Annotated in this window: 13 protein-coding genes; 6 read left to right on the forward strand and 7 right to left on the reverse strand. The window is 57.3% G+C overall.

Annotation, left to right across the window (positions count from 1 at the left end; all coding sequences use genetic code 11):
- The first annotated feature begins 67 nt into the window (after positions 1–67).
- Complete coding sequence (locus GS636_RS00385; protein WP_171089554.1) at positions 68–496, forward strand: Lrp/AsnC family transcriptional regulator; 429 nt, start codon at positions 68–70, stop codon at positions 494–496.
- Between the two features lie 100 nt (positions 497–596).
- Entirely contained in the window at positions 597–3,206 is a 2,610-nt protein-coding gene (mprF, locus tag GS636_RS00390) for a bifunctional lysylphosphatidylglycerol flippase/synthetase MprF (protein ID WP_171668071.1), read from the forward strand.
- A 2-nt stretch (positions 3,207–3,208) separates the two neighbouring features.
- Here mprF and GS636_RS00395 read toward each other — a convergent pair whose 3' ends face one another.
- The 4 genes from GS636_RS00395 to GS636_RS00410 form a co-directional block, all read right to left on the reverse strand.
- Entirely contained in the window at positions 3,209–4,759 is a 1,551-nt protein-coding gene (locus GS636_RS00395) for an efflux transporter outer membrane subunit (RefSeq protein ID WP_253746386.1), read from the reverse strand.
- An 11-nt stretch (positions 4,760–4,770) separates the two neighbouring features.
- A complete protein-coding gene (locus tag GS636_RS00400; protein ID WP_171668072.1) occupies positions 4,771–5,916 on the reverse strand; it encodes an HlyD family secretion protein in 1,146 nt (381 codons plus the stop codon).
- 21 nt (positions 5,917–5,937) lie between these two features.
- The gene (locus GS636_RS00405) at positions 5,938–6,300 is read right to left on the reverse strand and encodes a DUF3302 domain-containing protein (protein ID WP_171182848.1); all 363 of its coding nucleotides are present in this window, start codon (positions 6,298–6,300) and stop codon (positions 5,938–5,940) included.
- Positions 6,301–6,505: 205 nt separating this feature from the next.
- The gene (locus tag GS636_RS00410) at positions 6,506–7,267 is read right to left on the reverse strand and encodes a DeoR/GlpR family DNA-binding transcription regulator (protein ID WP_171089564.1); all 762 of its coding nucleotides are present in this window, start codon (positions 7,265–7,267) and stop codon (positions 6,506–6,508) included.
- Positions 7,268–7,446: 179 nt separating this feature from the next.
- Here GS636_RS00410 and glpD point away from each other — a divergent pair, with 179 nt between their 5' ends.
- Both glpD and GS636_RS00420 read left to right on the forward strand, forming a co-directional pair.
- Entirely contained in the window at positions 7,447–9,024 is a 1,578-nt protein-coding gene (gene glpD / locus GS636_RS00415; protein WP_171668073.1) for a glycerol-3-phosphate dehydrogenase, read from the forward strand.
- Positions 9,025–9,221: 197 nt separating this feature from the next.
- Complete coding sequence (locus tag GS636_RS00420) at positions 9,222–9,767, forward strand: DUF2087 domain-containing protein (protein ID WP_171668074.1); 546 nt, start codon at positions 9,222–9,224, stop codon at positions 9,765–9,767.
- Positions 9,768–9,803: 36 nt separating this feature from the next.
- On the opposite strand, the gene GS636_RS00425 is transcribed toward GS636_RS00420, so the two are convergent.
- The 3 genes from GS636_RS00425 to metG all read right to left on the reverse strand — a co-directional run bounded on the left by GS636_RS00425 (position 9,804) and on the right by metG (position 16,095).
- A complete protein-coding gene (locus tag GS636_RS00425) occupies positions 9,804–12,941 on the reverse strand; it encodes an efflux RND transporter permease subunit (RefSeq protein ID WP_171668075.1) in 3,138 nt (1,045 codons plus the stop codon).
- Positions 12,942–12,944: 3 nt separating this feature from the next.
- Positions 12,945–14,102, reverse strand: coding sequence for an efflux RND transporter periplasmic adaptor subunit (locus tag GS636_RS00430; protein ID WP_171668076.1), 1,158 nt, complete (start codon positions 14,100–14,102; stop codon positions 12,945–12,947).
- 247 nt (positions 14,103–14,349) lie between these two features.
- A complete protein-coding gene (gene metG, locus GS636_RS00435; RefSeq protein ID WP_171668077.1) occupies positions 14,350–16,095 on the reverse strand; it encodes a methionine--tRNA ligase in 1,746 nt (581 codons plus the stop codon).
- Positions 16,096–16,350: 255 nt separating this feature from the next.
- Here metG and GS636_RS00440 point away from each other — a divergent pair, with 255 nt between their 5' ends.
- The gene (locus tag GS636_RS00440) at positions 16,351–17,067 is read left to right on the forward strand and encodes an OB-fold-containig protein (protein ID WP_171668078.1); all 717 of its coding nucleotides are present in this window, start codon (positions 16,351–16,353) and stop codon (positions 17,065–17,067) included.
- A 34-nt stretch (positions 17,068–17,101) separates the two neighbouring features.
- Positions 17,102–18,775, forward strand: coding sequence for a flotillin family protein (locus tag GS636_RS00445; protein ID WP_171668079.1), 1,674 nt, complete (start codon positions 17,102–17,104; stop codon positions 18,773–18,775).
- Positions 18,776–18,794 lie beyond the last annotated feature (19 nt).

The raw sequence follows: 18,794 nt of genomic DNA on the forward strand, positions 1-18,794 counted from the left end.
GAGTGTCTTGCGTGAAGGCAGCAAAATGCTCAAAATGGGTCAAGAAAGTCCTTAATGAGAAAAAGATATGGACGATTTGGACAATCGATTGCTCAATGCGTTGCAACGTGATGCGCGCGCCAGCCTGTCTGAGCTGTCAGAAACGCTCGGCGTGACGCGCACCACGGTGCGCAGCAGGTTGCAGCGGCTGAAACAGTCCGGAGAAATTGTCGGCTTCACTGTTCTCACCCGACGGGATCTGGCGCAAAGTCCGGTGCGCGGTTTGATGATGCTGGAGATTGAAGGGCGCGGGACAGAACGTGTCATGGCGCGTATAGCGGCCTTGCGGCAGGTGACAGCAGTGCATTCGACCAATGGCAGTTGGGATCTGATAGCCGAGATCTCTGCCGAAACCCTGGCCGAGCTGGATGAGGTTCTGTTTCAGATCCGCCGCTTTGACGGTATCACACGATCCGAGACGAATCTGTTGTTATCCACGCGAAAGGGGCGGCTCTAGTGCTTTGAGATGAAAACAATTTGTGCCAGTGTTTCTGGGCAAAATATGACAAAGCAATCGCTGGATCGATTGGATTTGCAGACGGGCAGGGACGTGCAGCATGACCACTTCGCAGAAATCTGACGAACCGCTCGCCTTGCAATGGGCAGAACGTATTACGGCGATTCTGGAGAAGCCTTGGCTGCGCATTGCGATACCCATTGTCGTAACAGGCATTGCCCTGACGGTTTTGCACGAGTTGTCGGCTCATGTGAAATGGTCGGATGTGCAGAACGACATTTCGGCGACGTCTTGGAAACTGATGTTCATTGCACTGTGCTGGACGGCGTTCAGTTTCTTTTCCTTGTCACTTTACGACGTGTTCGCTGTACAGAGCGTGGCTGATGGCAAAGTGCCCTTGCCGGTGGCCGGAATGGCAGGAGCCAGCGGTTATGCTGTATCAAATTGCCTCGGTTTTTCTTACATAACCGGAACCGCGATCCGGTATCGGATCTATGCATCGCTTGGTCTGGATCTGGGGCGCGTAGCCGGGGTGATTGCGACCTCTTGGGTGGCGTTCTGGATGGGTCTGGTTCTGATAGTGGGTCTGTTATTGACCTTTCATCCCGACGGCATCTCGAAGGTGGTACCGGTCAGCGCAACAGTGGAAACCGCCATCGGGCTGTGTCTGCTGGGTGGGCTGCTTGTCCTCTTCATCTGGTTGTCCACCGGTGGACGGCGGTTTTCATTGGCCGGTGTGGGGTTCAACCTGCCGGGCGGAAAACTCGCAAGCCTTCTGACGCTGGCCGCGATTGGCGATCTGTTCGGCGCATCCATGGTGCTGTATGTCCTGATGCCGGACGATCTGGGCGTTGGCTACCCGTATTTTTTCACGATCTTTATCGCCGCTATCGCTGTAGGTATCCTCAGCCACGCACCGGGGGGGATTGGCGTTTTCGAGGCGACACTGATTGCCGGGCTTGGGGCATCGGGACGATCCGACGTTATTGCCGCGCTGTTGTTGTATCGTGTGGTTTATACTTTTCTGCCATTCACCATTGCCAGCCTGTCAATTGCTGTGGCGTCGGCACTGACACAACGCCGCCGGATCAGCGGGGCTGCAACCTGGGTGTACCGCGCGATCCGACCAATGGTGCCGATTGTTGCGGCCGGTGTGGCAGCGGTGGCCGGGGTGATCCTGCTGGTGTCAGGGGCGCTGCCTGCTGGGTCACAGAACCTTGGCGTTTTGAAGGATGTTTTGCCGCTGTCCTTTGTTGAAGCCTCGCATCTGGTAGGCAGCGCCATCGGAGTTCTGCTTTTGCTGGTTTCGCGCGGCTTGTTCCGCAAGCTCTACCGCGCGTGGGTGGTGGCGATGTTGTTGATGGCGGCGGGCTTCTTCGCGTCCCTTGCCAAGGGTTTGGACACGCACGAAGCGGTGTCGATGTTGGGGACGATAGGTGTTTTGGCCCTGTTCCGTGGTGCGTTTTACAGAGTCAGCGGCGCTTCGATCTTTCGCCTGAATATCCCATGGCTGATCAGTGTTGTTGTGTTGCTGGCGGTCATTTTCTGGATCGGGCTATTTGCTTATTCCCATGTCGAATACCAAAACGCCCTGTGGTGGGAGTTTGCCTGGAATGGCAACGCCTCGCGGTTCTTACGCTCGAGCCTTGTTGTGGCTGTGATCGTCGGCGTTGTGGCCGTGAACTCTCTGTTCGGACGCGAAATTCCAACACCACAACGCACCGAAATCCCCGAGGTTGTAGAACGGCTGGTGATGGAGAGCGAGGATACCGAGTCCCAGATCTCGCTGACCGGCGACAAGCAGTTTCTGATTTCACCGGATAAAACGGCCTTCATTGCTTATGCCGATACGGGCAACGCGGTGATCTCAAAAGGGGAGCCAGTAGGGGACGAGGTCGCAGGCCGCCAATTGATCTGGCAGCTTCGGGAAATGGCGGATCGTGAAGGAAAGCTGTGTGCGTTCTACAGTGTATCGACCAAATATCTGCCAACCTTTCTGGACCTGGGTCTGTCGATCCTGAAAATAGGTGAGGTCGCGCGCGTGCCGTTGCAAGATTTCTCGCTGGACGGAAAGTCGCGCAAGCGGTTCCGGCAGGCCAAGAACAGGGCCGAGCGGGAAGGCTATGTGTTTGAGATTATCCCAAAGGAAAAACTGGCACCGGTATTGCCAGAATTGCGCGAGATTTCAGATCATTGGCTCGAGCAAAAGGCCGGTGCCGAAAAAGGATTTGCGCTTGGGGGCTTTGACGATCAGTACCTGTCTTATTTCGACCATGCGGTATTGCGCGACGGAAACACAGGTAAGATCAAGGCGTTCGCCAACCTGTTCCAAGGCGGCAACAAATCCGAACTGTCGCTGGACCTGATGCGCTATGAGCCTGACAGCCCCAGCTTTGTCATGGACGCTATGTTTGCCGAGATGATGGTGTGGGGCTCGGAACAGGGCTTTCACTGGTTCTCGCTGGGGGCTGCGCCGTTTTCAGGCATAGAAAACCGGCAACATGCCTCGCTCTGGAACCGGATCGGAGGGTTCGTTTATGAGCACGGCGAACAGTTTTATCATTTCGAAGGCTTGCGCAGCTTCAAGCAGAAGTTTGACCCGGAATGGAGCCCGAATTATCTGGCCAGCCCCGGCGGGTTGGCCGCGCCGCGTATCCTTTATGAGGTCAATATCCTGATCTCAGGCGGGCTGCGCGGTCTGACAAAGTAGGATCAGTTCAGGCTGGCACCGGTTGGGGTTTTCTGCAGCAGATCCCCCCAATCGGTGCGATAGGCCATTTCGGCCAACACGGTCTCGGGCAGAAACTCCTGATTTTGACGGATTTGCCAACCGCCGCCCAACCCCTTGTACACCGCGACCAGATTGCTGGATACTTGCTGACGCGCTTCGATCAGATTGGCTTGTGAGCGTAACAACGCGGTTTGCGTGTTCAGAATACGCGAATAGCTGGCGATGCCGTCCGTGTACTGACTGACCGCAATCTCAGCTGCCTTGCGCGAAGCGTCGACGCTTTGCTGATAGAATCCAACCTGTTTACGTGCCTGCGTATAGGCGACCATGGCGCTTTCAACCTCGGAATACGCGGTTAAAACGGTGTTCTGGTAATTGGCGATCAGCGCTTGATAGGCGGCATCCTGTGCGCGGACATTGTTCTTGATGCGGCCATAGTTCAGCACGTTCCAGACCACGCCAGCGCTGGCCAGACCGGTGGTGCTGTTGCCGCTGAACAGGTCGCGTCCGCCCGAAGCCTGTAGGCCAATCGAGCCGGACAGCACGAATTGCGGATACAGATCCGCCATCGCGATGCCCACCTGCGCCGATTGCGTCGCAGCAGCCAGTTCCGCGGCCCGCACATCCGGGCGGCGGCGCAGAAGTTCGGCGGGTACACCCACAGCCACATTTGTCCGCGCGGACGGGATGCGGCCCGAGTTCCCCAACAAGCTGGTCATCCGGGACGGCGTGACACCCAGCAGCACGGCCAGGGCGTTTTTGGTCTGTTGCAGGTCACTTTCCAGCTCGGGCACCAAAGCTTTGGTGTTGTTGAGAAGTGCGGTGGATTCCTGAACATCCAGCTCAGTCGTGACTCCATTGTTGAAACGCAATTGGGTCAGGTCCGCAGAGTCTTGCTGCAACTTGATGTTTTCGCGGGCGACTGCCAAGGATTCCTGTAACGCGCGGATATTGACGTACAAAGCAGCCACATCCCCGGTCAGTGTCACCAGCGCGTCGTCGTAATTGGCCACCTGAAGTGCCAGATTAGACCGCGCGGCCTGCACCCCGCGCCGCTGTGCGCCCCAGACGTCCAACTCCCACTGGGCATCGAAGCCGACTTGCGAGGTCGAGAATTCGGTATCCAGCGGAATGATGCGGTTGATATCGGCAATGGGTCCAAGATTGTCGCTGATCTGCCGTCGCTGCAACGACCCGCCAATGGCTTGGGATTGCGGGTAAAGCTCACCAAATGCGATGCCTAACTGCGCACGGGCCTGCAACACGCGTGCCCCCGCGACCTGAAGGGTCAGGTTTTGCGCGTAAGCTTCGGCAATCAGCCTGTTGAGGGTGGGGTCATTGAACGTCTCCCACCATTTCACCACGGGTGCGCTGCGCGATGTCAGGCCGCTTTGGCCGGTGCTGGGGTTGTTCACTTCGATCCATTGCTTCACGACCGGAGAGTTCGGGCGCACGAAATCCGGTCCCACTGGTGCACAAGCCACCAGAGTAGCAGCGCAAAGGGCAGTTCCCAGAAACCGGCGGAGTGTCATGGCGCGCATCCTCAGATATCCAGCGGTCGGATGAAGTTGGCGAAGGAATAGAGGCGGATGTTGATGCGCCTCAGGAATTCAAAGCTTTTTCCCATGCCCGTGTAAATTGCCACGGCCGCGTGGCCACCTGCGGGAAACGTATGCCCTTCGGGCAAATCGACCGTGATCTGTACAGCGATCCGACCGGGCAGTTTGGGCAATTCAAAACCGGGCAGGCGCCCAGACGGGATGTACTGTCCTTGCCTTGTCGCCCACCAGATCGCCTCGACTTTGCCGGTCAGGATTTCACCGGGATAAAGGTCAAGCGCCACTTCAACCTCTTGCCCCGGCTCAACAAACTTCAGGTTCTGCTGGCGGAATGTGGCAAGGAGATAGGGGTTGTCCTCGGTTACGAAACTGGCAATCGCGCCCAAACGAATATCACCAACGACAAGCCCCGGGCGCGCCTGCTGCGAGACGATCATTCCGTTTTCAGGGGCATAAATCGTTGTGTTTTCGAGGAAATACTCAGCTTCGGAGAGCTGCGCCTGCGCCTGAAGAATGCCGGTATTCACACCGTCGATCTGCGATTCCAGCGCCAGCTGTGCCTTGTTCAGATTGGCCTCGGCCTGTTTCACTCCGGCTTGATCTTCGGCGACTTGCTCGTTCCAACGGTCCAGCTCGTCCTGTCGTGCGCCGCCGGCAGGGACCAGATTTTCGTACCGGGCCTGTTCCGTTATGGCATAGGCCAGTTGCGCATTCGCCCGCTCAACAGCTTCGGTTTTGGCGATGACATCCTGTTCCAGAATTTTCGCGTTCTGCTCGGCCGCGACCAGTTGCGCCTTGGCATTGTCCACCGCCAGCGAAAACACCGTATCATCGAAACGATACAGCGGGTCACCCTTGGTCACTTGAGTGTTCGGCTCAACCAGCACCTCGGTCAAAATTGTGGGCTGCGTCAGTTTAGGTACGATCTGTATCGTTGAACGCACCACATGGCTGTCTGCCGAAAAAGGCTGAAAGAAGCGCAAAGCCACAAGAAAGATCAACAGCAGGTGTGCACCCACCCAGAACGAGACGATGCCCCAGGCAATGTTGAATTTCAGCAATTCCAGCTTGAAGAAAATGAGCCAGACAAAAATGATGTAGAAAAGAGTGATGCCAAGGGCGACGAACATAGGTCTTGCTTTCCTTCGGTCTTAGCCTTGCTGGGTATCGTCTGTGTCCAGACGATCTTGGTATTCCGGCTTTACCTTGCCGCCCAGACGTTTGATTTCATCGCGAATGGCGTCTTTCTCTTCGTCCGGACCACGGCGCATGTCGACGGTGACACCATCGTGAAACGCCCACATAAAGGCGTGAACCCAAGGCACAACAGCCAGAAATCCCATCCATCCCATGATCTTGACAGCTTCTGCGTGCGGGTGATTGCGTTTGATTGCGATCCGTCCCGGAAGCCCCATCAGGAACAAGAAAACTGCCATCACTGCTGCAAGCAGCAGGATCAATGCTACAAATGTCAGGTAGTCGTAATAGCCCAAAGGCTGGCCCAATAGTCCCATATTGCCTCCTGCCGGGGTGCGGGTCCCGCTGGTTGTTTTCTGGGGATCGGTCGGCGTGTTTTGGTACCGGGCTTGGCAGAAAAACCTGACTCGGGTGCATCACCGCCCAGGCTCCCCATCCCTGCAATGATCACTTTGTGGCGATACTGTCAGGCCAATACCCGTCTGGCAAGAACAGGTCGGGAAAAGACACGGATAAATTACGTCAATCGGCAATGTGCAGCGCCGTATTCCAGTCTACGCATTTTTGACCAAGTTCGTGGGGCAGGTGCTTATCGGTATAGAAACTGTCGATCTCGCTGAGCGAGGCGATCCGAGCCGGAGCAGAGCGTTGGAATTTTGATTGATCAGCGACCAAACAGGTACGACGCGCCTGTGCGATAATGGTTTGGCTGACCTGAACCTCCTGAAAATCGAAATCCAGAAGATCACCGTCGCTATCTAGGGCCGAGCATCCGATAACGGCCAGATCGAACTTGAATTGCCGGATCGTCGAGACGGTCAAATTTCCGATCAACCCGCCGTCAGCCCGTCGAAGCACGCCACCTGCCATCACGATTTCGCAGTCTGGGTTTTCAATCAGAATGTTGGCGACATTCATATTGTTCGTCACGACCATCAGGTTCTTGTGGTTCAGCAGTTGCCGTGCCACGGCCTCGGTCGATGTGCCGATATTCATGAAGATCGACGCCCCATCCGGAATATCCAGGGCGCAGGCTTTCGCGATGCTGGTTTTGGCATCCGCATTCAGGGCACGGCGGTCTTCATAACCGATATTTGAGACGCCAGACCGCAAAACTGCACCGCCGTGGACCCGGTCAAGCTTGCCCGCATCCGCCAGCTCCGTCAGATCGCGTCGGATCGTTTGAACAGTAACGCCAAATCGTTCGGCTAGCCCCTCAACAGTGACGCGCCCCTCAGAGCTGGCAATTTCCAGAATGTCGGATTGGCGAAAGGAAAGAGACATAGGGCGGGTCCAAGGTAATGCGTTCTTTCGTTTTTGTTCTTTTGGGTGAAATTGGCAAGAAGCGCTGCGTATTTTTCATATCAGCGTTGCAAAAAGAAAATAAACGAACATAAACATTGACCATACGAAGAACATTCTGGCTAATGCGCCTGATCATGCCTGGCGGGGAATCATTGGACATGCAGTCGACAAAAGACCAGATCACAGACCTTTTCATCATCGGCGGCGGAATCAATGGCTGCGGTATCGCCCGAGACGCCGCTGGTCGGGGACTTTCAGTGGCGCTGGCGGAAATGAACGATCTGGCATCGGCTACGTCTTCGGCCTCGACCAAGCTGTTTCACGGCGGGTTGCGGTATCTGGAGTATTTTGAAATCCGACTGGTGCGCGAAGCGCTGATCGAGCGTGAAACCCTGCTGCGGGCCATGCCGCACATCAGCTGGCCGATGCGCTTTGTGTTGCCCTATCACAAAGATATGCGGTTCGATTCCGAGACGCCAACATCGCGTTTGCTCAGCACGGTGATGCCATGGATGCGGGGGCGGCGTCCGGCATGGCTGATCCGGTTGGGGTTGTTCTTGTACGATAATCTGGGTGGGCGCAAAATTTTGCCCGGAACCAACTCTCTGAACTTGCACTCGACGCCGGAAGGGGCCCCGCTGCAGGACAAGTTCGAGACGGCCTATGAGTATTCCGATTGTTGGATCGAAGATTCCCGTCTGGTGGTCCTGAATGCGCGGGATGCTGAGGCGCGCGGCGCACAGATCATGGTGCGGACCGAGGTGATCTCGGCCGAGCGTGTGGGAGATTTGTGGGAAGTGACCGTGCGGGACCGCGACAGCGACCAGACCCGTGTGATCAAGGCGAAAATGCTGATCAACGCGGGCGGTCCGTGGGTTGGCGACATCATCCAGACCAAGATCCGTGTGAACTCGCGCGAGGGTGTTCGGTTGGTACGCGGCAGCCATATCGTGACGCCCAAATTGTACGATCACGACAAGTGCTATTTCTTTCAGGGTGAAGATGGCCGCATCATCTTTGCCATTCCATATGAGCAGGATTTTACCCTGATTGGAACAACCGATCAGGATCATCCGGACCCTTCCACCAAGCCGGTTTGTACCGAGGCCGAGCAGGAGTATCTCTGCGCCTTCGCGTCGAAGTATTTCAAACGCGCCGTGACCCGCGATGATGTTGTTTGGACCTATTCCGGTGTGCGTCCTCTGTATGACGATGGGGCCAGCAGCGCCACTGCAGCGACGCGTGATTATACGTTGAAGGTCGATGCGCAGGGTGGGGCACCCGTTTTGAACGTGTTTGGCGGTAAAATCACCACCTACCGCAGGCTTGCGGAAAGCGCGCTGGAGAAGGTGGCCGAGTTCTTTCCTGATCTGTCTGGTCCGTGGACAGCAGGTTTCGCTTTGCCCGGAGGCGACTTTCCAGTTGATGCCGTAGACACTCTAAAAAGCGACCTTCTTGCAAAGTATCCTTTCCTCACCGCCGCTTGGGCCGCACGCTTGATCCGCGCATACGGCACTGAGGCGCGTGATGTTCTAGTTGGTGCAAAACAGGCCACCGATCTGGGCGAAGACTTTGGCGCAACCTTGACTGCGCAAGAGGTCGCTTGGCTGATGGACAAGGAATATGCCCGCACCGCCGATGACATTGTATGGCGGCGCAACAAGCTGGGTCTTCGTCTGAACAAGGATCAGATCGCGCGGATCGATGCTTGGATGGCTGAGCGTCGCGCCGCGTGACAGGGGTCGTAAGACCCTTGGCGGTGGACTCCTGTTGTGTTAGCCCTTGGAGACGGTTGGCAGACACCGAGGCGCCGCTGCTCTGGTTCAGAGTGCTAAACCTGCCTGTGAGACATAATTGACATCGCAACACTCAGGGCGTTGCTTCGTCAGGTCAGCGGCCAACGAATGCGCAGAACGCCCGATGTGGATGTGTGATGAGCAAAACGCCAGTCCCTTTACATATTGATGATCTGACCCCGTTCGTTCGAACCTTGTCCAACCAGCTAGGAGCCGCCAGCCCATCGCACCTGACGCTGATGAACATGGTCGCGCGTGCAGCCGGGTTTCAGAATGTGCAACATATGCGGGCCGACAGTGCCGCCAACCGCAGGCTGCAGAACCGGTCCGATCCACCAGCGCCGAATGCCCGGTTGGTTGAACGCACGCTTCATCTGTTCGACATAGAAGGCAGGTTGAGGCAGTGGCCTTCGAAGCGTTCGGTGCAAACCCTTTCGCTTTGGGCGCTCTGGGCTGCTGTACCTTCAGGCAAAACCTTGCATGAGGCCGAGGTTAACGCGTGCCTCAATGCCGAGCATTGTTTTGACGATCCGGCAACTTTGCGCCGCACGATGATTTCCTGCGGGTTGCTGACGCGGCGCAAAGACGGATCAGAGTATCGCAGGGTCGAACAAGAACCACCCGTCGACGCAAAACAGGTGATCCACGACATCGCCAGACGACGGCGCGAAAGATCCCAGTAATAAAAAAGCCCCGCGGTTGCTGCGGGGCTTTTTGGATCATGCGGCGGTCTCTGACGGGCCGGGATCGTTTTTACTGCCTTTCAACCACTCTCGCATGCTTTGCATCAACGCGTAGAGAACTGGCACCACGATGACACCGACCACGGTTGCAGCCAGCATGCCGCCAAATACGGCAACACCAATCGCCTTTTGGCTGGCGGCACCCGCGCCGTTTGCAGCCAAAAGGGGAACAACACCCAGCAGGAATGACAAGGCTGTCATCATCACAGCCCGGAACCGTTGGAAAGCGGCCTCTGCCGCAGCATCTTTGATCGACAAGCCATTGGCGCGTTGCTCCATCGCAAATTCAACGATCAGAATACCGTTTTTCGACGCAAGCCCTACAAGCATGATCATCCCGATCTGCGTGTAGAGGTTGATGTCACTGCCGACAATCGCCACGGCTGCCACGGCCCCGAACAGGGCCACAACAACGGAAAGAAGGATCGAAACAGGCATCGTCCAGCTTTCGTATTGCCCGACCAGGAACAGGTATCCAAACAGGATCGCAAGCCCGAGGATGATGATCACCAAACTGCCCGAGGCCAGCTGTTGCTGCGCCGTGCCGGTCCATTCGAACGCATAACCGGGGGGCAGGGCGGTTGCAGATTCTTCCGTCATCACCGTGATGGCGTCGCCACTGGACAGACCGGGCGCAGGCACTGCCGTTACCGTCGCCGAGCGGAACAGATTGTGGCGTTTCAGAAGAACCGGGCCAAGCACGTTTTCCACATCAATCAGTGTACCCAGCGGAACCATGTCGCCTTTTTGCGACCGGACATACAAGTTCGCAATGTCTTCGACATTGTCCCGATATGTACCGTCCGCCTGAATCATCACACGGTAAACGCGACCAAACAGGTTGAAGTCGTTGACATAGTAGGACCCCAACTGCGCCTGCATCGTCTGGAAAACCTCGGCCACTGAAACGTCCAGCGTCTTGGCTTTTTCTCGATCAAGATCGACAAAAAGCTGCGGAACGTTGGCGCGGAACGTGGTGTAGGCCTGCCCAATCTCGGGCCTCTGGTTCGCAGCGTATACGAACGACCCTACGGCCGAGGCCAGATCCTGCGGTGAGCCACCACCGGTCTGCTGTACCTCCATCTCGACACCCGCCGACATGCCCAGACCTTGAATGGGCGGCGGGTTGAAGGCCACGATTGAGGCGGCAGATTCGGCGTTGGCGATGGCAAGGACCTTGGCCAGGATTGCATCCGCGCTCAGGTCTTCTTCCTGCCGGTCCGCCCAGTTGTCGAGGTTCACAAAGATCGCGGCACCGTTGGTGATTGTGCCGTTCAAAAGCGAGAACCCGTTGACCAGAACAGTGCTGGCCACTCCGGGGATTTCTCGTATCTGATCGTCCAGACGCGCCGTCACGGTTTCCGTCCGTTCCAGAGTGGCGGCGTCGGGCAGTTGAACGTCAACAAAGAGATAGCCGTTATCTTCAAGCGGGATAAACCCGGCCGAAGTGTTCGACATGATCGTTCCGGTGCCCAGACCAAGACCGACGACGATGGCCAGTGCGATGGCAGGAAACACCAGCAGTTTACGTACAATCGCCACATAGCCGTTTCGAACCGTGCCGATAAAGCCTTCGAACACAGCCAGCAGCCCCTTGGGCGGGCCTGAACGTTCCCGCAGAACCAGACCACACAGGGCAGGCGAAAGCGTCAGCGCGTTGATGGACGAAATCACAACTGCGGTCGAAATGGTGACGGCGAACTGCGAATACAGTCGTCCAGAGATGCCGGGCATAAAGGTCACCGGCACAAACACAGCCAGCAGAACCAGTGTGGTTGCAATGACCGGGCCGGTGATTTGGCCCATCGCCTTGCGGGTTGCTTCGGCAGGAGGCAGCCCTTCGTCTGCGATGATACGTTCAACGTTTTCGACCACAACGATGGCGTCATCCACCACAATGCCGATGGCCAGCACCAGCGCGAACAGCGAAATCGTGTTCAGTGACATGCCAAAGGCCAGTAGGAACGCAAATGTCCCGATCAGTGACACCGGGATGGCGACCGCGGGGATGACCGTTGCGCGCCAACTGCCCAGAAACACAAACACAACCGAGATCACAAGGATGAAGGTCAGGATCAGGGTCGATACGACGTCGTTCAGTGATGCCTCGACAAAGTCGGTGGTGTTGAACGGCACTTCATATTCCACGTCTGTCGGGAACGCACGGGACAGGCGTTCCAACTCTGCCTGCACACGCTCGGACACCGCCAGCGCGTTTGCACCAGGCGCTTGGTAGATGCCGATCACCGTGGCCGGAACTGCCTGGAAATAGCCTGAGGCCGAATAGAATTGCGCCCCAAGTTCCGTCCGGGCAATGTCCTTGACGCGTACGATGGCGCCGTCAGCCCCGGTGCGGATGACAATGTCCGCGAACTCATCCGCTGACGTCAGGCGACCCTTGGATTTGATTGTATATTGAAACGTTTGCCCTTCAGGCACCGGAGGAGAACCGATGGATCCCGCAGACACTTCGATGTTTTGCTCGCGGATCGCGTTGATGACGTCGCCGGGTGTGATGGACAGGGCTGCCATCTTGTCCGGGTCCATCCAGATCCGCATGGCGTATTCAAGGTTGGTCAGGACGTCCGCCTTACCCACGCCCTGCACACGCGCCAGCGCGTCACGCAGGTTGATTGAGGCATAGTTTGACAAAAACACGCTGTCATAGGTGCCGTTGGGCGAGGTTAGCGTGACCAGCATCAGCATGTTGGTCGACGATTTCTGTGTGACCACACCCGAAGACGTCACCTCGGTCGGCAACGACGACATCGCCTGCGCAACGCGGTTCTGAACGTTTACCGACGCGATATCAGGGTCGGTGCCGACCTCGAATGTGACGTTTAGCGAGTAAGATCCGTTGTCCGAAGACGTGGACGTCATGTAGATCATGTCGTCCACACCGTTGACCTGCGCTTCGATTGGTGCGGCGACGGTGTTTTCAACAGTTTCGGCGTTGGCGCCGGTATAGGTGGTTGTAACGCTGACCACCGGTGGCGTGATGTCTGGGAACTGCGCGACGGGCAGAACCATATAGCCGATGCCGCCCATGATGGTCAGCACCAACGAAATGACAAGCGCCAGCTTTGGCCGGCTGATGAACAGGGCTGAGAACATCAGTTATTCTCCCGGCTGCTCAGAGGCTACGACCGCGTCTACGGCCACGCCGGGGCGGACCCGCTGCAGGCCCTCGACAATCACACTTTCGCCTTCACGCAGCCCGTCGGTCACGATGATCGCAGTGCCAACCGTGTCACCGGTGGTGATATAGCGTTGCTCGACCATCTGTTGGTCATTGACCACCAGAACAAACTCACCCCGCTGATCGCGCTGCAACGCGGCCTGAGGCACCAGTACCTGCAAGGTGGGTTCCAGCGCTTCGATCTGAACGTTCACAAAGGCACCATCCAGGATCAGACGGGCGGTATTGTCGAATTGCGCCCGGACGGTGATAGCGCCAGTTAACGGATCGATGCGGTTGTCGACGAACACAATCCGGCCAACCTCATCCAACTCGGTACCATTGGGCAGAATGACATGCACATTGGGGCTCTGCGAGCTTTCCGCCAATGAGGCGGAACTTTCGCCGTAGGTTTGCAAAACCGACGTAAACAGCTTTTCGTTCAGTGAAAAGTTCACGTAGATCGGCGTTTCACTCACGATATTGACCAGCGGAGGGTTTGTCGGCCCCACAACGTCACCCACGCTGGTGGTGATGCTGCCGATACGCCCATCGAACGGTGCATGGATTTGCGTATAGCTCAGGTCCAGTTCAGCCTGCTGGATCGCTGCGTTTGCGGCTTTGACTTCGGCCTCAGCTACCAGTTCGTTGGCGCGGGCAATGTCGCGTTCCGATTCCGGTGTGGCGTCGCGCTTATACAGCTCTTCCTTCCGGGCCAGATCGACCTTGGCCAATTCAAGATTTGCCTCGGCCCGGTTCAGATCGGCTTTGCGAGCTTCAAGCGTGGCCTCGTAGAGGTCAGGCTCGATGGTGAAGAGCAGATCCCCTTCCTTGACCGTCGCGCCATCTTCGACCTCGCGGCTGTTAAGAAACCCGTTCACGCGGGCTACGATGTCGACTTTGTTGATCGCTTCGGCGCGCCCGATAAAGGTGGCTTCGTCGGTAATCTCTTCAGTGTACGCTGCCGAAATTGACACTTTCGGAGGCGCGCTTTCTTCCTGGGCGGCGAGTGGAGACGCCAATCCCACAGACAACAGCACAATCGCTGCGGCCAATGGCCTGCTGGTCCGGGTGGAAGAAAAAAGTGCTGGGGACATGGCGAAAGCCTCGTGCGTGACGGTAAGAAATAATGCCGGGCACACCGTGTTGGAGGCCCGAGTCGGAAGAACTTGGTATCAGGATGACTTTTTTAACTTGGTTTCTCAAGCGCGATGACACGGGAAACGGCTGGAGGCAGCACAAATTATTTCAGCGCTTTGGCTGGTTTAGAAGTTCACTTTGCTTTCGTTCGCAAACAAAACGGGGGCCGTATGGCCCCCGAGGAATGCTTGCAATGAAAGAGGATCAGTTACGTGTACCTGCAAATCTTTCCTGCCAGTCTTCGCGCTGCTCGTCAGTGATTTTCGCGAATAGAACATCTGGCACAGTAAATGCGTGACCGGCGGGCAGGGCGTCCAATGCCGCGGCCACATCTTCGGGCCAGCCTGTGTCCAGTGTGTTCATCGCGCTGAGCATACGGGCTGAGGTGTCCGGTACGAACGGCGCACTGAGCACAGCGTAAAGACGGATCAGGTTCAGGCCCAGTCGCACCTGAACGGCGGCCTGTTCAGGGTTTTCCTTGAAGGTTGACCATGGAGCCGCAGCTTGAAGGTATTCATTTCCCGCAACCCAAATCGCCCGCAATTCCTGTGCGGATTTGCGAACTTCCATCGCTTCCATATGGCCTTCATAGGCGCGGACGCGGCGGGTCAACTCGTCGATCAGGGCGTGTTCGCGTTCACCATAGCTGCCGCCTTCCGGCACAGCTTCGCCAAACTTCGAGCGGCAGAACTTGGTGATGCGACTGACAAAGTTACCGAGTACGTCGGCGAGGTCCTTGTTCACCGATTGCTGGAAATTTTCCCAGGTGAACTCACTGTCGCTGCTTTCAGGCGCATGGCTCAGCAGCCACCAGCGCCAATAGTCGGCGGGCAGGATCTCAAGCGCCTGATCCATGAACACGCCACGCCCCTGGCTGGTCGAGAACTGGCCGCCATCATAGTTCAGGTAGTTGAAAGACTTGATATAATCGACCAGCTTCCAGCGCTCGGACGATCCGGTGTCTTCATTGTGCGAATTTGTGCCCAGGATGGTGGCCGGGAAAGACAAGGTGTGGAAGGGCACGTTGTCTTTGCCCATGAATTGCACATATCGCACGTCATCCGCGCCCTTGTCGGTGCGCCACCAGCGCTCCCAATCGGCATCGGTTCTGCCGCTGGCATCCGCCCATTCCTTGGCACAGGCGATGTATTCGATGGGCGCGTCGAACCAGACATAAAAGACCTTGCCTTCCATGCCGGGCCAGTCCTGATCTCCTTTTTTAACCGGAACGCCCCAGTCAAGATCGCGGGTGATGCCCCGGTCTTGCAGGCCGTCGCCGTCATGTAGCCATTTCTTGGCGATTGATGTGGTCAGGACCGGCCAATCGGTCTTGCTGTCGATCCACGCGTCCAGTTGATCCTTCATCGCCGACTGGCGCAGATACAGATGCTTGGTCTCGCGCACCTCAAGATCGGTCGAGCCGGAAATGGCCGAGCGTGGCTCAATCAGATCGGTCGGGTCCAATTGCTTGGTGCAGTTTTCGCACTGATCGCCACGCGCACGGTCGTATCCGCAGTTGGGGCAGGTGCCTTCGATGTAGCGGTCGGGCAGGAAACGGCCATCTGCGTTGGAATAGACCTGTTTCTCGCTGACCTCACGGATAAGGCCGGCGTCGTCCAGCTTGCCTGCAAAATGCTGGGTCAGGCGCTTATTCTGTTCACTGGACGAGCGACCAAAGTGATCGAAGCTGAGGCCGAACCGGTTGGCGATATCGGCCTGAACTGCGTACATGTCAGCGCAGTATTCGGCGACGGGCTTACCGGCTTTGGCCGCCGCCAGTTCCGCAGGTGTGCCGTGTTCATCTGTGGCGCACAGGAACATGACCTCATTCCCCCGGCCACGCTGGTAGCGTGCGTACAGGTCGGCTGGCAATTGCGAGCCGATCAGATTGCCGAGGTGCTTGATCCCGTTGATGTAAGGGATCGCCGAGGTGATGAGAATCCGAGCCATTTTGCGTGTCCACGTAACTGTCTGCGCGCTCGTCTACCTTATGTAAACCGCCAGCAAAAGGCCGGGTTTTGCGTGGATGCCCTGAAATGCCACGATCCAGTCAAAAAACGCTTTATCAATTGAATAGCGATTGCAGGTCAACAGATGTCCACACTACCCATAGGTTGAAAACAGAATCACGATCTCTTGTATTTTTATTACGACTACCCATATTGAGTGTATACAAAAGTATACAAAAACGAGGGCATATTGCTAATGTTCGACTTCCTGCTTGAGGGTGCATTCGTGCCCTTTACCATGGCGCTTGCGCTGCTGTTTGGCCTGCTGGCCCTAGAGCTGATCGCTCTGGTGCTGGGTGGAAGCCTGCTGGCAGGCGAGGGCGAGGTCGATCTGGATGCTGTGGACGTCCCGGATCTGGATGTCGCAGACTTCGATCTCGACATAGATGCCGACATTGATTTGGGCGAGTTTGAACTTGCCGAGATTGAGACGGACGTGCCTGATGCCGCCGCTGCCGGGCCGATGGCTTGGTTGGGGATTGGCAAAGTGCCCTTCATGATCTGGCTTGTTGTGTTGCTGGCGGGTTTTGGTCTGTCGGGCATCGGCCTGCAATTGGCGCTGCGTGATTTGTTGGGCTTTGATCTGCCAAGCTGGATGGCCGCAATCCCGGCAGGTGCGTTTGGTCTGTGGTTTGCGCGCGGCTTTGGTACCGTGTTCGCCCGCCTGTTGCCCAAGACCGAGTCTGAGGCGATGTCCGAACGGATGCTGGCCCGCCGTCGCGGAGTGATCTCACAAGGAACGGCGTCTCGTGGCCGCCCTGCCGAGGTGCGCGTGATGGACCGGTTCGGAAACACCCATCACCTGCGCGCCGAGCCGCTGCAAGACAAAGACATCCTTGAGCAAGGCACCGACGTGTTGGTGCTGCGCGACAGACGGCGCGACCGGTTCGTTCTGGTCGGCTTGTCGGACTAACCAAATTACCAACTCTTAAATCGGAGGATTTTGCATGGAAGTTTCATTCCTGGCGATTACGGTCGTCACCATTCTGGCCGTCCTGTTATTCATCGGCCTTGTCCTTGGCCGCCTTTATAAACGCGCGACCCGCGAAGTGAGCCTGGTGAAAACCGGGGCGGGCGGTAAAAAAGTCATCATGGATGGCGGTGTGGTCATTGTGCCGTTGCTGCACGAGGTCAGCCCTGTGAACATGAAAACCCTGCGCCTTGAAGTGCAGCGCAGCGGTGAAGCCGCGCTGATCACTCAGGACCGCATGCGCGTGGATGTGGGCGTCGAGTTCTACGTCTCGGTCATGGCGACTGAAGAAGGCATCGCGCGCGCCGCACAGACGCTGGGCTCACGCACCTTTGACGTCGAACAGCTGCGCGAGATGATCGAAGGTAAACTGATCGACGGTTTGCGTGCCGTGGCCGCGCAGATGACTATGGACGGGCTGCACGAGAACCGCGCTGACTTCGTGCAAGAGGTGCAGAATGCGGTGTCCGAAGACCTGTTGAAGAACGGCCTGTCGCTGGAATCCGTGTCGCTGACTGCGCTTGACCAGACACCGTTCGAAGCACTGGACGAGAATAACGCCTTTAACGCTGTGGGTATGCGCAAACTGGCCGAGGTGATTGCAGCCTCGAAAAAAGAGCGTGCGCAGATTGATGCGGATGCCGAGGTTGAAGTACGCCGTGCTGCGATGGAGGCCGAGCGTCAGAAACTGCTGATCGAGCAGGACGAGGCACAGGCGCGTATCGAGCAGACCCAGAAGGTCGAAACCCTGCGCGTGGCGCAGGAGGCCGAGATTGCGGCGCGGACCGAAGACTCGGTGCGCGAAACCGAACGTGCCCGGATCGCCCGTGAAGAAGCCATCCGCGGGGCCGAAATCGAGCGCGAGCGCAAGATCCGCGATGCTGAGATTGCGAAAGAACGTGAGATCGAAGTGGCCGAGCAGGAACGTCAGATCATCATCGCGCAGAAATCCGAAGAGGAAAGCCGTGCGCGTGCATCTGCTGACCTCGCCCGGGCCGAGGCGACAAAGGCGACCGAGGCCGTCGTGACCGCCCGCGAAGTGGCCGAAGCTGAACGCCAGAAGCAGATCGTATTGATCGAAGCGACGCGCGAAGCGGAACGTCAGGCGACTGCGATCCGTCTGGCCGCGCAGGCCGAGAAAGAGGCCGCCGCCGACCGTGCCGAAGCGCGTCGTGAAGAAGCACAGGCCGAAGCGGATGCGTTGAACATCCGTGCCGAGGCGAAGAAAAACGACATGCTGGCCGAAGCGGAAGGTAAGCGCGCCATTGTTGAAGCCGACAACGCTCTGTCCGCGGCGCAGATCCGGATGAAGGTCGATATGGCGCGGATCGAGACGATGCCGTCGATCATCTCGGAAATGGTGAAACCTGCCGAGAAGATCGACTCGATCAAGATCCATCAGGTCGGTGGGATCGGTGCCGGTGCTTCAGGCGGTGGAGCGGCCAACAGCGACAAGCCGGTGGTCAATCAGGCGTTGGACTCGATCATGGGCATGGCCGTGCAGATGCCCGCGCTCAAGAAGCTGGGCGAGGAGCTGGGTCTGTCGATGGAAAACGGTGTCGGCGGAGTAGTGAACGGCGCGCTAGAGGCGACGCCTGAACTAGCAGACGCGGTCGAGATTGTCGAGGAAGAGACGTCGCCGACTCAGTAAAAAACGAACAAAGAACAAA

The sequence above is a fragment of the Ruegeria sp. HKCCD4884 genome (genome assembly GCF_013110855.1).
GTDB lineage: Bacteria > Pseudomonadota > Alphaproteobacteria > Rhodobacterales > Rhodobacteraceae > Ruegeria.

Coding starts and splice junctions, on each gene's coding strand:
- GS636_RS00405 (WP_171182848.1), bottom strand. CDS start 6,300: ATGGGACTATTGGGCCAGCCTTTGGGCTATTACGACTACCTGACATTT.
- GS636_RS00410 (WP_171089564.1), bottom strand. CDS start 7,267: ATGTCTCTTTCCTTTCGCCAATCCGACATTCTGGAAATTGCCAGCTCT.
- GS636_RS00420 (WP_171668074.1), top strand. CDS start 9,222: ATGAGCAAAACGCCAGTCCCTTTACATATTGATGATCTGACCCCGTTC.
- GS636_RS00430 (WP_171668076.1), bottom strand. CDS start 14,102: ATGTCCCCAGCACTTTTTTCTTCCACCCGGACCAGCAGGCCATTGGCC.
- metG (WP_171668077.1), bottom strand. CDS start 16,095: ATGGCTCGGATTCTCATCACCTCGGCGATCCCTTACATCAACGGGATC.
- GS636_RS00400 (WP_171668072.1), bottom strand. CDS start 5,916: ATGTTCGTCGCCCTTGGCATCACTCTTTTCTACATCATTTTTGTCTGG.
- glpD (WP_171668073.1), top strand. CDS start 7,447: ATGCAGTCGACAAAAGACCAGATCACAGACCTTTTCATCATCGGCGGC.
- GS636_RS00445 (WP_171668079.1), top strand. CDS start 17,102: ATGGAAGTTTCATTCCTGGCGATTACGGTCGTCACCATTCTGGCCGTC.
- GS636_RS00385 (WP_171089554.1), top strand. CDS start 68: ATGGACGATTTGGACAATCGATTGCTCAATGCGTTGCAACGTGATGCG.
- GS636_RS00425 (WP_171668075.1), bottom strand. CDS start 12,941: ATGTTCTCAGCCCTGTTCATCAGCCGGCCAAAGCTGGCGCTTGTCATT.
- GS636_RS00395 (WP_253746386.1), bottom strand. CDS start 4,759: ATGACACTCCGCCGGTTTCTGGGAACTGCCCTTTGCGCTGCTACTCTG.
- GS636_RS00440 (WP_171668078.1), top strand. CDS start 16,351: ATGTTCGACTTCCTGCTTGAGGGTGCATTCGTGCCCTTTACCATGGCG.
- mprF (WP_171668071.1), top strand. CDS start 597: ATGACCACTTCGCAGAAATCTGACGAACCGCTCGCCTTGCAATGGGCA.